The following is a 15,177-nucleotide window of genomic DNA, read 5'->3' on the forward strand; positions in this document are numbered from 1 at the left end:
AAACCCTAAGGAATTTTGCCTAGCGAATCCCCGCTCTTAAGAACGACTGCACGAACTGGCGCTGAAAGAGTAGAAAAGCGATGAGCAACGGGGCAATGCTTAACAGCGTGGCGGCGCTAACGGTGGCCCAGTTAACGCCGGTTTCGGGCGCTGAGAAAACCCCTAAGCCTACCGTTAACGGACGACTCTCTACCGAATTGGTGACCACCAGTGGCCATAGAAAGTTATTCCAGTGGTGGCTGATCGAGACAAGCCCGTAAGCAAGGTAGGTGGGTTTGGCCAGGGGAACGTACACCTTCCAGAGAATTTCTAGCCAGTTACAGCCTTCAATACGCGCAGCGTCTTCAAGCTCCCTGGGTATGGTTTTAAACGTCTGACGCAGCAGGAAAATACCGAAGGCGCTGGCCACGTAGGGCAATCCAATGCCAGTGATGGTGTTGATCAGCCCCAGCTCGCTGGCGATGCGGTAGTTCTCGACAATCAGCACTTCGGGGAACACAAACAGCTGAATTAGCACCAGCATAAACAGCACGTTTTTGCCTGGGATGGGAAAACGCGCAAAGGCAAAGGCTGCCAGGGTGCAGACTACAAACTGAGCAAAAACAACGCCGGTAACCAGGGCAAACGTGTTCAGGTAGTAGCGGGCAAAGGGCGCCTGCGCCCAAGCGTTTTTAAAGTTATCCAGCGTAAGGGGGGCAAATAAGTCGAAGCGCACCATATAGGCCGGGGGATGAAAGGCGGCCCAGAACGCATACAGTAGGGGAAATACCCAGATAATCGCCAGCAACCATGCTGCCACGGTTTCCAGCGATGGAATGGAGAGGTAACGATAGCGGGACGCATAGGTTTTTGAAGGCGATAGGGTTGAACTCATTGGTAATGGGTCCTGCGGTCTAAAATCGTGAACTTAAGCGTGGCAACGACGGCGAGTACCAGCAAAATGACCACTGTAATAGTGGCCGCCGTGGTGCGGTCAAAGAACGAAAACGCATTCTCATAAACGTAATAAAGCAGCAGGTTGGTGGCGTTATTGGGCCCACCTTTAGTCAAAATAAACAGGTGATCGACGACCCTTACCGCATTAATCAAGGCGTTAATGAGCACGAAAAGCGTGGTGGGCATTAACAGCGGAAAGGTGACTCGCCAGAAGAAGCTCCAGCGGCTGGTGCCTTCAAGGTCGGAAGCCTCTTTAAGCTCGGGGGCAATACCCTGCAATGCCGCTAAGTAGAAAATCATAAAAAAGCCGGCTTCTTTCCATACCGACATCACAATCACTGACCCCAGCGCCATGCTGGGATCGCCAAGCCAGTTAACCCCAGAAAACCCTAATGCGCCGAGCAGTTTATTAAATAAGCCAATCTGTGGGGCGTAGAAGAACATCCAGATATTGGCAGCGGCGATCATGGGCAGGATGGTGGGCGTAAAGTACGCCATACGCACAAAGCCGCGCCCCGGAAGTTTACCGTTAACGAACAGCGCCATGCCCAGTGCCAGTGCAATGGACGTCGGAATCGTACCCACGGCATAAATTAAGTTGTTGCGCGCTACCTTCCAAAACGTGGGGTCATCAAACAACACCTGATAGTTTTCGAGCCCCACAAATTCGGCGGGCGCACCGCGAAAGCCGGGCAAAAACAAGCTGTTGATAACGGTTGTGATCGTAGGCAGGTAGGCGAACGTGGTTAACAGCACTGCGGCAGGCAGTAACAACAAGCCGCCATATAACTGCATTCGCCGATAAGAGGTTAAGTTCATAGGGGTGTACCGCAGGAGAAAAAGCCGGGGCGTACCCCGGCGAGCATGGCAATCGGGCAAGTGTTACAGCGCTAGTGCACTCAGCGTGCGTAGCGACGAAGCACGCCATCGGCTTCTTGCTGCGCTTGGCTTAGCGCTTCTTCCGGCGACATCTGGCCGGTTAGCGCGGCTTGCACGGCGTTGTCCAAGGCGCGGCGCACGCGGCCCCCCTGGTAGGTGGAAAGCTCCGCAGTACCGTGTTCGAGCTGGTCACGGGCTACCGCTGCTGGTGAGAACTCTTCCACGTAGCTTTGCAGCGCGTCGGTCTCATAAGCGGCAGAGCTAACGCCCATATAACCCGTCTCAATGGACCATGCAGCGGCGCGCTCGGGGTCTGTCATCCAGCGAATAAAGGTCATCGCTGCGCGCTGTTCTTCTTCGGTCGCGTCTTCAAAAATATAGAAGTTGCCGCCGCCGGTGGGGCTACCCCGCTGGGTATTCATGGGCAGCATGGCGACGCCAAAATCAAAATTGGCCTCACTCCGCACGGCGGTTAAGTTCCCCGTGGTGTGCCACATCATAGCGGTGGACTCTTCAAGGAAGTTCTGGCGCAACGTGCCCCACTCAATGGTGCCGTCGGGCATGGCATTGTGCTCAGTGGTTAGCGATACCCAGTATTCAAGCGCTTCAATGGCCGCCGGATCGTCAAAGTAGACCTCGGTGCCATCTTCGCTCATTAGACGATGGCCGTTTTGAAAGGCGAAGGCCTGAAACATCCAGTAGGGGTAGCCAGTGGAAGGTACCATCACGCCCCACTGATCGCCGCCGGAGGCTTCACGCACGGTAGCGGCCATGTCGGCCATCTCTTCCCAGTTCTCGGGAGGCATATCGGGGTCTAGGCCCGCGGCTTCAAAGGCATCTTTGTTCCAGAACAGCACGATGGTAGAGCGCTGGAAGGGTATGCCGTAGGTTTTGCCGTCTAGCTGGCCGTTTTCCATCAAGCCAGGATAAAAACTATCTAGCCATTCGCGCTCTTCGTCAGTTTCGATTAAGTCGTCGAAAGCGACGATGGCATTCTGCTCAATCAGCTCGTAAAGGTCGATGGAGAACAGTACCGATAGTTGCGGTGCATCACCGGCCTCAATGGCCGACATTGCCCGTACGCGGGTGTCGTCGTAGTTACCGGCGTAAATCGCTTCCACATTAATCTCAGGGTGTTCGCTCTCAAACTCAGCGACCAAGTTGTCGATGACATCCGTGAGTGCACCGCCCACCGAGACGGGATAGTACATGGTGAGATCAATGCTATCGGCGTTTACCTGAGCGGCGCTTAATAAGCCCGCTGCCAAAGCAGTCATTGCAAAAGGGGTACGCAAACGCATAAGAGACTCCGCAAGTGTCAGTACTGAACCAGGTTTAGCGATCAGTGTTGGAAAGAGCCCACTGCCGGTGGGCGAGGAACAGCTCGAGAGGCGTTGGGTAAAGCGTGTGGCGTTATGTCATCTCGGCGCAGGCCGTCACTGCCAAACAGGTGAGCGTGTTGGCTTGCCCAGCGAAGGCGACAGGGCTGACCCGCTAGCGCGTGTTTACCGCTCATGCGAACCCTCACGGTATGACTGCCAACGGTGACATGGGCAATCGTATCGGCACCCAGGTACTCATCGCTGACAACTATGGCGGGTACACCTGTGGTTGACGTGGTGCTTAGCTCAATATCTTCTGGGCGGACACCCAAGTGACCACCTGCCGCTTCCATAGGGGCTACTGGCGTGCTGGGTTCGCCTTCGATCACAGCACCATTCTCGCCTAGCAACAGTGGCAGCAGGTTCATGGCGGGGCTGCCAATAAAGCTTGCCGCAAAGGCACTAGCGGGGCGGTTATAGAGCTCGTCAGGCGAGTCATCCTGAACGATTTTGCCGTGCTGCATTAAAATAACGCGATCGCCCATGCTCATGGCCTCGACTTGATCGTGAGTAACGTAGATAACCGTCATGTTCAGGCGGCTTTGCAGCGCTTTGATTTCCCTGCGCATATCGCTACGCAGCCGGGCGTCCAGGTTGGAGAGTGGCTCGTCCATCAAGCAGATCGGGTGTTCAGAAATAACCGAGCGCGCCAACGCAACCCGCTGGCGTTGGCCGCCGGAAAGTTGGGCAGGTTTGCGGTTCAGGTAGTCGGTTAAATCGACCAGCTCGGCGACTTTCGCCAGCCGCTGACGCTGTTCATCTTTGGGCACTTTGCGGCTGCGCAGGCCAAACACGATATTGTCGGCCACGCTTAAATGCGGAAACAGCGCGTAGGATTGAAACACCATGCTGAGCCCGCGATCACCGGGCGGTAGGCGCGTAACGTCGCGTTCGCCAATATGAATGTGGCCGTCGCTGGCTTCTTCCAAGCCTGCGATCATGCGTAGCGTGGTGGATTTACCGCAGCCTGAAGGGCCCAGCAGAATCACAAATTGCCCGGGGGTGACGTCGAAGGAAATGTTATCGACAGCGGCGGTTGCACCCCAGCGCTTGCTGACACTTTCCAAGCGGATTCGCGATTGATTTGACATGGCACACCCATCACCGGCTGCTAGCTGTAATGGGTAAATCTTGTTATGAAGATGTTGCCGTTGTGTGACGCTTGTGTGGCAGGTGTATTACGTGAGCGGCATTAAGCAAAAACTCACTTGGTAATTTTGATGCCGTAGTGCTGCAGCCGCCGCACCACGCTGGATTGGCTAATGCCAAGTCGCTTCGCAATGGCGTAGGTGCTGGGGAGTATGTTGCTGAGTTCTTCAAGGGTTTCCCGTTCCAGTCGAGCAAGATATTGCTTAAGCGTTTCGTGGGGTTCAAGTGTAACTGCCTGTGCGGGTGAAGCGTTCGGTAAATTGACGGGGAGCTGCTCGGCGTGAGGGAGCACGGCGGGTTCCTCGATCTGGTCGGTGGGGCTTGAGAGCCAGGCTCTTTCTAACCAGTTTTCCAGCTCGCGGACGTTACCCGGCCATTCGCTGCCCATCAGCGTCGACCAAACGCGGGTATCAAGAATTTTTCGTCGGCCATAGCGCTGGTTGAGCCGATTTAACGACGCTTCAACTAGATCAGGGATATCCTCCCGGCGGTCACGTAGTGGTGGCAGGGTGACCGGGATGACATTAAGTCGGTAGTAAAGATCCAGACGAAACAGTCCGGCTTCTACCTGTTTTGCCAAGTCTTGGTTGGTGGCCACTACCAAACGAAAGTTGACCTTGCGAGCACGGGTGTCACCCAGTCGGGTCAAGCTGCCGTCTTGAATCACTTTGAGCAGCTTGGTTTGCATCAACAGCGGCAGTTCACCAATTTCATCCAGAAACAGCGTACCGCCTTCGGCCTGCTCTAATAGGCCCGCTTTTCCCTGCCGCGCGGCCCCGCTGAAGGCGCCGGGTTGATAGCCAAACATCTCCGACTCAAATAAGTTTTCAGGTATCGCTGCACAATTAACGTCAATAAAGGGGCCATCACAGCGCTGGCTCCAGCGGTGTAGCTGCTTGGCGAACGCCGTTTTACCTACGCCGGACTCCCCTAGCATCAGCACATTGGCATCCGATGGGGCGACCCGCTTAAGCAGTAGCGCTATTTCGCGCATTACGCTGCTGCGCACCTGCAAATTGTCTAAGGCGTCATCCAACGCCTGCTCCTCGGCATCCGGGGCTGCCTGGCTGCGTTTTAAGTGTTCGCTAAAGCGTTTTTGCAGCAGCGCGTATTCGTCCTGCAATAGTTGCAGGTCGGTTAAATCCCGCGAGCGGCTAATAATGCGTTCCAGCTTGCCATCGACGAACACAGGGTAGGCTTCGGCAATGACTCGGCGACCTGTCCCGGTTATCTGCATAAGCTGTGCAGGCTTGCGGGTGCGCATCACTTCCAGGGTAATAGACGGTTTAAGCACGCCGGCCGCTTGTAGCTGATGAACACTGCTGGAGAGAAGCTCTTCCCGCGAAACGCCGTAAACCGCTTCAGCGCCTGGGCTAATATCGACTATTTGCCCATCGCCACTGACGATAAAGAAGTGGTCGTTGGCGGTCTCCACGATGGTTTGCAGTACGCGCTTGTCTATTTCACTCATTTTATTTCTCAGCTCTCTCGTTCTATCTCACTCATTAAGTGCCACTCACGTGAAGCCAATGATGTCGGCTCTTTTTTAAGTCATTTTTGAATTATTGATGCATAAATGAATTGTATGGGCGCGCATTCGATTCATTTTTGCATCAATTGGCTGGTAATCCTACCTGTTTAGGGCATCTACGACTTGGCATGGTCTGTGCAATGTTTAAAAGAGATAGCTAAGGCAGTGCCTTAGTTAAAGATGCGTCAACCACGCCAGAGCGTCACAACAAATCCAAGGAGATGTTTATGTCGGAGTTTAATCAGCCCCTAGGTGGCAACACCATGCCACGCTTTGCAGGCCCCGCCACTATGATGCGCCTGCCTACCCAAGCCACTGCCGAGGGCTTAGACGCTGCGTTTATTGGCATCCCCATGGATATCGGCACTTCCAACCGCCCGGGTACACGCCTTGGCCCGCGTCAGATTCGCGATGAGTCGCGTATGTTGCGCCCCTACAATATGGCAACCCGCGCCGCGCCGTTTGAAAGCTTACAAGTGGCGGATATCGGTGACGTACCTATCAATACCTTCCACCTGCCGAAAAGCGTCGACATCATCACCGCCTTCTACGATGACGTGCTTAAGCACAACTGCATTCCGCTAACGCTGGGCGGTGAACATACGCTGACGCTGCCGATTCTGCGAGCCATGGCCAAAAAGCACGGCCCGGTGGGGCTGATTCATATTGATGCCCACGCCGATGTTAACGAGCACATGTTCGGCGAGCCGATTGCCCACGGCACGCCATTTCGTCGCGCTCAAGAAGAGGGCTTGTTAGCCCACGGTAAAGTAGTGCAAATCGGTCTGCGCGGCACTGGCTATGCCGCTGAAGATTTTGACTGGTGCCGCGATCAAGGCTTTCGCGTCGTGCCCGCCGAGGAGTGCTGGTACCGCTCGCTAGCGCCGTTGATGCAAGAAGTGCGTGAACAGATGGGCGATATTCCGGTGTATATCAGTTTTGATATTGACGGCTTAGACCCCTCTGTTGCCCCCGGTACCGGCACTGTTGAAATGGGTGGCCTGACGTCTGCTCAAGGATTGGAGATTGTGCGTGGTGCCGCTGGCCTCAATATCGTTGGCTGTGATCTGGTAGAAGTGTCACCTCCCTATGACCCCAGCGGTAACACCGCCTTGATGGGCGCCACGCTGCTGTATGAAATGCTTTGCGTACTGCCGGGCGTTAAGCGTAGCGATTAATGCCAACCGAATAGCTAACTCATAAATAGCTAACAAATAAAAAAAGCGCCGACCTAACAACGCCGCCAGCCCACCTCCAATAATCACTTCCAATGGGTGACCCCTATGTCGTATAGCAATGATAAAGCGGAGCAGCCGTCCCCTCCGGCACCGATACCCCGCGCGCATTTACTGAAGTTTCTGATTCCTTCATTGATTGGGGTGCTGCTGTTTCTAATCCCCTTTCAAGTGGGTGACTCCATTAATATTGGTATGGGCCTGATGGCCGATGGCCTGCAAACCCTGCTGGGCTCGGCGCTGCCTGCCATTGCCGTGGTGATACTCTGCTTGTCCGTCGTGGTAACGCTGTACGCCAAAATCGCCCAGCCTGCCTGGATAAAAAGTGGCCCCTTTCACGATATGTTTGATGTAGGGCCTATTTGGGTGGTGATGCGCGTACTAGGCGCCATTTTTGTCCTGATGACCTATTTCCAGTTTGGGCCAGAGTTCGTCACTGCTTCCTTTACCGGTGGCGTGATGCTCAACGATTTGGCGCCGGTGCTGCTGACGTTCTTCTTCTTTGCGGCGGTGCTGCTGCCGTTTTTGGTTGAGTTCGGCTTTATGGAGTTTATCGGCACCATGGTGCGTAAACCGTTTAGGGTGATTTTTAATCTGCCTGGGCGTAGTGCTATCGATGCCACAGCTTCGTGGATGGGCTCGGGTACCGTAGGTGTTTTGATTACGGCTCAGCAGTACGAGCAAGGCTATTACAATGGCCGCGAAGCGTCGGTGATTGCCACCAACTTTTCGGTTGCCTCTATCGCTTTCAGCCTGTTGGTGATCAACTTTGTCGGTATTAACCACCTCTTTGTGCAGTTCTACTTTACGGTGGTGGTGTCCGGGCTGATCGCCGCGGTCATCGTGTCACGAATTCCGCCGCTGTCGCGCAAAACCAACGACTACTATGAGCCGGTCGGCTGTCAGTTAAGCGAAGAGCGTCACGACAATGTAGGCCTGTTCCGCTACAGCCTTTTGCAAGCTACCCGCCGGGCAGGCAGTGCGCCGGGGCCACGGGAGCTAGCCCGCCTAGCGCTACTCAATGTCATTGATATCTTCCTCACGCTGCTGCCGCTGGTCTTTGCAATCGGCACTGTTGCGCTGATTTTGGCCGAATTTACGCCGCTGTTTACTTGGCTCTCTTACCCGATGGTGCCTGTGCTGGAGCTGCTGCGTATTCCTGAAGCTCAGGCGGCGGCCCCTGCTACGCTGGTAGGGTTTGCCGATATGTTCTTACCGGCGGTATTGGCGACCAACATCGAAAGCGAGCTGACCCGCTTCGTGATTGCTTGTCTTTCCATGACGCAGTTGGTGTATATGTCGGAAATTGGCGCGCTGCTGCTCAAGTCGAAAATTCCCATTAAGTTCTGGGAACTGGCGGTCGTTTTCCTACTGCGGACTGCCATTACGCTGCCGATCATTGCCTTTATGGCCCATACGTTTTTCTTCTAAGGGGCCTGCAATGAACGCTAATGCAAAGAACTCTGATGCAACGAACGCTGATGCAAAGAAAAATCGTGCAACCATGACCTGTGCTGAGCTACTGATTCGCTTGCTGCGCGATACTTACGGGGTGCGTACCCTGTTCGGCATCCCCGGCGTGCACACGGTGGAGCTGTATCGCGGCTTGGAAGGCAGCGATGTAAGGCATATCACCCCGCGCCATGAGCAAGGAGCGGGGTTTATGGCCGACGGTTATGCCCGCGCCAGCGGCCAGCCTGGGGTGTGCCTGATTATCACCGGGCCGGGGATGACCAATATTGCCACCGCCATGGGCCAAGCCCTGGCGGACTCTATCCCCATGCTGGTGATCTCCAGCGTGAACCGCCGTGACACCCTGGGCTTAGGCCAGGGGCGGCTGCATGAGCTGCCCAGCCAGCAGCAGATGATCAGCGGTGTGGCGCGGTTTAGCCACACGCTGCTGGATGCCAATACGCTACCTGACGTGCTGGCCCGCGCCTTTGCTATCTTCAATGGCGCGCGTCCAGGCCCGGTGCATATCGAAATTCCTATCGACCTGTTCAATGCACCAGTCCATCTGCCGACTAGCTGGCACGCGCCCACGTTATATCGGGCAACGCCTGATCCAGATGGGCTCGCTGAAGCCGCTCGCTTGTTACACGCAGCGAAGCAGCCTTTAGTGCTGTTAGGCGGTGGCTGTGTTTCAGCGCCAGCGGCAGCGCGGGCATTGATAGACAAACTCGATGCTCCGACGGTCACCACCATTAATGCCAAAGGGCTGCTAGGCCGCGACCATCCGCTGGACTTGGGCGCGAATGCGGCGCTGCCCGCGGTACGTGAACTGGCGGCCAACGCCGATGTGATTCTGGCCATAGGCACCGAGCTAGGTGAAACCGATTACGACGTAGTGTTTGATGGTGGCTTTCACCTCAACGGCACGCTGATTCGTATTGATCTCGATCCTGAGCAGTTGGTGCGCAACCAGCGTACAACGCTTGGCTTAGTGGGCGATGCTGGGCGTAGCCTGGAACTGTTGCTAGCTCACTTCCCTGACCCATTGAAGCGGAACGGCGTTGAGCGAACCGCTGCAGCTTTGAGCGCTTTGAATCTGGCAAACGATCCTGCCTTTAGCGACTTTGTGCCGCTTTATAAAACCCTGGCTGATTATTTGCCTGAGGCGATTTTGGTGGGCGATTCCACCGCTCCGGTATATGCCGGTAACCACTTGGTTAGCCAGCCAGCACCAAGGCGCTACTTCAATGCATCTACCGGCTACGGCACCTTGGGTTATGGGTTGCCGGCGGCGCTGGGAGCACAGTTGGCGCAGCCGGATCTGCCGGTGGTGGCACTGGTGGGTGATGGCGGCGTGATGTTTACGCTTTCGGAAATGGCAACGGCCGTAGAAGAGCGCCTGCCCGTGGTGATTGTGCTATGGCACAACGCTGGTTACGAAGAGATTCGTCGCTATATGGATGCCAACGGCGTGGCCCGCTTGGGTGTGGATATTCAAGCGCCCAACTTCCTCACCCTGGCCGAAGGCTTTGGTTGCCCCGGCGTACGGGTAGAAAGCTCCGCTGAACTTGCCAAGGCGCTCGCCAACCGCGAAACCAACGGGCCGTTAATGATCGAAATTGACGCCGCGGCCTGGCAAAAAAGCCTGCTAAAACCAGGAGATAATAATGAAGAATAATAGCGTGTTGGGCCAAGACACCCTCTCAGCGGATAGCGTTGAGCACAGCCTTGGACTACCGGGAACCTTTGCCCTGTGGCTGGGGGCTAATGTGGTGGTTACTACCATTCTTACCGGCATGTTTTTGGTGCCCGACCTAACTTTTCAGCATGCCATGCTGCTGATTGTCCTGGGTTCAGCGATCGGCATTATTCCTTTGGTGTTAATCGGTGTAATGGGGCAGCAAACTGGCATGACGACCATGGTGCTGGCGAGGGGCACGTTTGGCCGCAAAGGCGCTAATTTCCCCGCCTGGGTTAATTTGCTAGCGCTCATTGCGTGGAGCTGGATTCAAGCGCTTTTAGCAGGCATGAGCCTGGATTACGCGGTTGAAAGTCTCACCGGTTACTCCAATGTGGCGCTGTTTACGGTGCTGTGTGAGTCGCTGGTCGTATTGATCGCCTTACGCGGTCATTTAGGCATCGAGAAGGTAGAGAAAATAGCGGCGGTTCTGATGGTAGGGCTGTCGGCCGTAGTGCTTTTTGCGCTGAGTCGTCACTATGATTTACCCAGCATTACTCAGATTCCTCCTGAAGGCGTGCTAGGCGGTGGCGTGGTGTTCGACATTGTGGTGGCGACCGCTTTTTCTTGGATACCATTAGCCGCGGATTACAACCGTCACTGCCGCTCGCTGAAAGCTGCCGTTGTGGGTACGTGGGGCGGTTACGTTACTGCCACATTAATTGCGATGGGGTTGGGGGCCACGGTGTCGGCACTCTCAATTACGGTGGGTATGGAGCAAACCTATGACCCTACTGCACTGCTCAGCGGATTTGGTTTCGGCCTGCCCGCCGCCTTGGTGATTTTCTTTTCGGTACTGACGACCAACGTCATGTGTGTCTACAGCGCAACGCTTTCATTTATGAGCGTGCGGCCTAAAGTACCGTTTTGGAAACCGGCATTAATCATTGGCGTGGTATCTGTAGTAGGCGCGCTGATCCCCGGTATTCTTGACCAGTTCCAGACCTTTCTATTAATTATTGGCAGCGTGTTTATTCCGGCCTTTTCCCTGATGATCGTGGATTACTACCTGCTGGGTCGCCAGCGCTATACCTCGGCACAGTTAATCCAGGATGAAAATAGCCTACCCGCCTTCAACTGGCTGGCGCTCGGCAGCTACGCAGTCGGGGCGTTACTGGCTTACTACTGGAACTGGGTCGCACCGCTGGACTTTGGCGCGTCGCTGCCGGTTTTCGTGATTACGGGGGCGCTCTATTTTGTAGTTAGTAAGGTTGCTTTCGCGAAGCGGGTAGCCGTATGAGCCTTCAGCGCATCAATGAACAGCAGTGGTACCGTACCGTCCCCAAGGCGGACGGTATCACCCTGATTGACGAACCGTGGATCAAACCGTTTTATCGCTGCAATATCTGGCATGTGCAGGGCAGCAAGCGGGGCATGGTCGTGGATTTTGGGCTGGGGGCCGTGCCGCTGCGTCAACACGTGGCGCTGCTTAGCGAGCGTGATCTTTTGGCGGTAGCGAGCCATACGCACTTTGATCATATCGGCGCCGCCCACGAGTTTGGCTGCTGTCATGTACATGCCGACGAGGCAGAGATTCTTGCCTCACCCGACAACGCGCGCACCCTGGCAGAGCAGTTTCTTAGCGATGAGATGTTTGAGGCGCTACCCGCAAAGCCATACTCCCACGCGGGCTACCGCATTACGGCGCCGCAAATGGTATGCCCGCTAGAGGATGGCGAGATACTGGATTTAGGCAATCGTCAGTGGGAGGTGATTCACACGCCGGGGCACTCCCCTGGGGGGTATCGCCTTGTGGGAAGCCGCAACCCAAACGCTGATTTCGGGCGATCTGATTTACGATGGCCCGTTAATCGAAGACCTCTGGCACAGCGATCTTACCGACTACGCTGCCAGCATGCGCAGGCTGCGTAAGCTGCCCGTTCGCACCGTGCACGGCGGCCATTTCCCTAGCTTTAGCGGCCAGCACCTAACCCAACTTATCGATGATTGGCTTCGCCAACACGATCTTTAAAGGAGCCACGGCAATGCCCATAACCTCCCAGACCGATTACCCTTCGGTGGTTGACCACCAATTCATCAACAATCAGTGGGTGCCCTCGGCGGGCACCCGCCTGCTTGACGTGATGAACCCCTATCGCGAAGTGCGGATTGCTCAGGTAACCGCCGGGGATGCGGCGGATGTCGACGCCGCGGTAAAAGCGGCTCAGCAGGCGCAGCCCGCTTGGCAGGCGCTGGGCGGTGCTGCACGTGCAGCGTATCTCGATGGATTCGCTGATGCGCTGGAGGCCCGCCGAGACTCAATTATCACGCTTTCAGCGACCAACAACGGTAAGCCGCTCGCAGAAGCGGAGATCGATCTCGACGACGCGATTGCCTGCTATCGTTACTACGCCGGGCAGGCCAAAGCGCTAGATGCCCGCCAGGGCGAGTTAGTCAGCGTAGACATGGAGGGCGTTGAGGCGCGCACGTATCACGACCCCGTTGGCGTCGTGGGGCTGATCGCGCCGTGGAATTTCCCGCTGGTGACCAGCGCCTGGAAGCTGGCGCCTGCGTTGGCGGCCGGCTGTACCGCGGTGCTCAAACCGTCGGAAGTGACGCCGCTCCCCGAGCGGGTGCTGGCAAAGATAGCCTTGGAAATTGGCCTGCCCGCAGGTGTGCTCAACCTGCTGAATGGCGACGGTGAGGGCATTGGTGCGCCGCTGACCAACCATCTTGGCGTGGATAAAATTTCCTTCACGGGCAGTAACCGCGTTGGCGAAGCGGTCATGCAAGCCGCCGCCGCTCGCACCGCCAGCGTCTCTCTAGAGCTAGGTGGAAAGTCTCCGATCCTAGTGATGGAAGATGCCGACCCAGACCAGGCCGCTGACTGGGTAATGGCGGGTATTTACTTCAATGCTGGGCAAATTTGCTCTGCGACCTCACGGTTATTGGTGCATGAAGACGTAGCAGAAGCACTCTATACCGCCCTTGCCGAGCGGATGGATGCGCTAACGCTAGGCGACCCACTTGCTGAAGGCACCGACTTAGGGCCTTTGACCAGCGCCAAGCAGCGTGATGCCGTGCAGCGCTATTTGGATATTGCTGAACAGGAGGGGCTTTCAGTCGTGCGCGACGGCAAACACCGCACGCTACCCGCTCAAGGCTACTTCCTCGCGCCCACGCTTTACCGTGACGTGCCGGTCGAGAGCCGTTTATGGCAGGAAGAAATTTTTGGCCCGGTGCTCTGCGGTCGCAGCGTGGCAAGCGAAGCCGAGGCTATCCAGCTTGCCAACGACAGTGCCTATGGTTTGGCGGCAACGGTAATTAGCGGTGACCCTGAGCGGGCAAAGCGTATTGGCCGCCAGCTTAAGGCAGGCAGCATTTGGTATAACAGTGAGCAGCTAGTGCTACCCGAAACCGGCTGGGGTGGCTTCAAGCGCAGCGGCATTGGTCGTGAGCTTGGCCCCTGGGGGCTAAGTGCTTACCTGGAAGTGAAGCATATCGTAGGGCCTGCATAAGGCGAACGCGTCAAATCAGTGGGCTTTATCCTCCTTTAGAGGTTGAGATAAAGCCTGTTTCAATCTCTAAGACGTTGCGGGGCAACGTCTTAGATCTCGATTTTGGTGGGGCATGGGCTTGGCGGGTTCACGTTAAGCACGCTTCTTAGATGATGCCCGCTTGGCGCAGTTTGGCGCGGGTTTCGTGATCAATGCCCAGCTCATCCAGCACGTCGTCGGTATGCTGACCAAGCGTTGGGCCGCCGTCGCCAATTCGCCCAGGGGTAGCGCTAAGCTTTGGCAACACGCCGGGTACTTTGAGCGTTTTGCCGTTGGGGCGGGTAAAAGTTTGAATCATCTCCCGCGCTAGGTAATGGGGGTCAACGGCAATATCTTCGGCGGTATACGGATAGCCTACTGGCACACGGGCACCGTCCAGCGCCTCTAAGATGGCCTCCCGAGGGCGCTCTTCAGTCCAGGCCTGAATAGCGGCATCAATCATCTCGGCGTGCTGGCTGCGCCCATCGTTATGGGCCAGTGCTGGGTCGCAGCCGAGATCATCCCGGCCAATGACACTCATCAAGCGTTTGAAGATGCTATCGCCGTTACCGGCAATCAGCACGTAATCGCCGCCCTGACAGCGGTAAGCGTTGGAAGGGGTAATGCCGGGCAGGGCGCTGCCGCTGGGTTCGCGAACCTGGCCGCCGGCATCGAACTCCGGCAGCAGGCTCTCCATCATCGCAAACACCGATTCATACAGCGCCACGTCGATCTCTTGACCCAGGCCACTGCGGTTGCGCTCCTGGAGTGCCAGTAGGGTGCCGATGACCGCGTAGAGGGCAGAAAGGGAATCGCCAATGCTTACGCCCACGCGTACCGAAGGCTCCCCCGGTTGGCCTGTGAGGTAACGCAGCCCTCCCATGGCTTCGCCAATGACACCAAAGCCGGGCTTGTCGCGGTACGGTCCTGTCTGCCCGTAGCCGGATATATGCGCCATGATCAGCCGGGGGTTGAGTTTTGAGAGCGCTTCATAACCCAGTCCCCAGTTCTCAAGCGTGCCGGGGCGGAAATTTTCAACTACCACATCGGCCTCGGTGGCAAGCTGGCGTACCAGACGTTGGCCCTCTTCACTGCGTAAATCCAGGGCCACCGAGCGCTTGTTGCGGGTCTGGACGTGCCACCACAGCGAGGTGCCGTCTTCAATTATTCGCCACTTGCGAAGTGGGTCGCCGGTACCGGGCGGCTCAATCTTAATCACATCGGCACCGAATTCACCCAGCAGTTTGGTGGCGAAAGGCCCGGCAATCAGTTGGCCGAGCTCAAGCACTTTTAAGCCCTGTAGCGGAAGCTGGCGCGCTTCGGAAACATTCATGAAGGCCTCTCTCTGTGCGACTAATGATGATGCTGAAACGGGTGGCTTGGCTGCCAAAACGATGGG

11 protein-coding genes and 1 pseudogene are annotated in these 15,177 nt (G+C 56.3%); 6 read left to right on the forward strand and 6 right to left on the reverse strand.

The window, feature by feature from the left end:
- Positions 1-19 precede the first annotated feature (19 nt).
- The 5 genes from BB497_06050 to BB497_06070 all read right to left on the reverse strand — a co-directional run bounded on the left by BB497_06050 (position 20) and on the right by BB497_06070 (position 5,817).
- On the reverse strand, positions 20-817 hold the full coding sequence (locus BB497_06050) for an ABC transporter permease (GenBank protein AVI64276.1): 798 nt from the start codon (positions 815-817) through the stop codon (positions 20-22).
- A 53-nt stretch (positions 818-870) separates the two neighbouring features.
- Complete coding sequence (locus BB497_06055) at positions 871-1,755, reverse strand: ABC transporter permease (protein ID AVI62303.1); 885 nt, start codon at positions 1,753-1,755, stop codon at positions 871-873.
- 80 nt (positions 1,756-1,835) lie between these two features.
- Positions 1,836-3,116, reverse strand: a complete 1,281-nt coding sequence (locus tag BB497_06060) for an ABC transporter substrate-binding protein (GenBank protein ID AVI62304.1) — start codon at positions 3,114-3,116, stop codon at positions 1,836-1,838.
- 41 nt (positions 3,117-3,157) lie between these two features.
- Entirely contained in the window at positions 3,158-4,288 is a 1,131-nt protein-coding gene (locus BB497_06065) for an ABC transporter ATP-binding protein (GenBank protein ID AVI62305.1), read from the reverse strand.
- Between the two features lie 113 nt (positions 4,289-4,401).
- On the reverse strand, positions 4,402-5,817 hold the full coding sequence (locus tag BB497_06070; GenBank protein ID AVI62306.1) for a histidine kinase: 1,416 nt from the start codon (positions 5,815-5,817) through the stop codon (positions 4,402-4,404).
- A 287-nt stretch (positions 5,818-6,104) separates the two neighbouring features.
- On the opposite strand from BB497_06070, the gene BB497_06075 reads away from it, so the two are divergent.
- From BB497_06075 to BB497_06100, 6 genes and pseudogenes are all read left to right on the forward strand, one after another.
- Entirely contained in the window at positions 6,105-7,055 is a 951-nt protein-coding gene (locus tag BB497_06075; protein AVI62307.1) for an agmatinase, read from the forward strand.
- A 105-nt stretch (positions 7,056-7,160) separates the two neighbouring features.
- Positions 7,161-8,543: a hypothetical protein gene (locus BB497_06080; protein ID AVI62308.1), complete on the forward strand. Its 1,383-nt coding sequence runs from the start codon at positions 7,161-7,163 to the stop codon at positions 8,541-8,543.
- 73 nt (positions 8,544-8,616) lie between these two features.
- Positions 8,617-10,242, forward strand: a complete 1,626-nt coding sequence (locus BB497_06085) for a hypothetical protein (protein AVI64277.1) — start codon at positions 8,617-8,619, stop codon at positions 10,240-10,242.
- A complete protein-coding gene (locus BB497_06090; GenBank protein ID AVI62309.1) occupies positions 10,232-11,542 on the forward strand; it encodes an allantoin permease in 1,311 nt (436 codons plus the stop codon). The genes BB497_06085 and BB497_06090 overlap by 11 nt, the downstream gene beginning before the upstream one ends.
- A pseudogene (locus BB497_06095) lies at positions 11,539-12,274 on the forward strand (MBL fold metallo-hydrolase). Before BB497_06090 ends, BB497_06095 begins: the two are co-directional and overlap by 4 nt.
- Before the next feature lie 13 nt (positions 12,275-12,287).
- Positions 12,288-13,760, forward strand: coding sequence for an aldehyde dehydrogenase (locus BB497_06100; GenBank protein AVI62310.1), 1,473 nt, complete (start codon positions 12,288-12,290; stop codon positions 13,758-13,760).
- Between the two features lie 145 nt (positions 13,761-13,905).
- On the opposite strand, the gene BB497_06105 is transcribed toward BB497_06100, so the two are convergent.
- Entirely contained in the window at positions 13,906-15,111 is a 1,206-nt protein-coding gene (locus BB497_06105) for a formyl-CoA transferase (protein ID AVI62311.1), read from the reverse strand.
- Between the last annotated feature and the right edge of the window lie 66 nt (positions 15,112-15,177).

Origin of the sequence: Halomonas sp. GFAJ-1 (assembly GCA_002966495.1) — a bacterium.
In the GTDB taxonomy this organism is placed as follows: Bacteria; Pseudomonadota; Gammaproteobacteria; order Pseudomonadales; family Halomonadaceae; genus Vreelandella.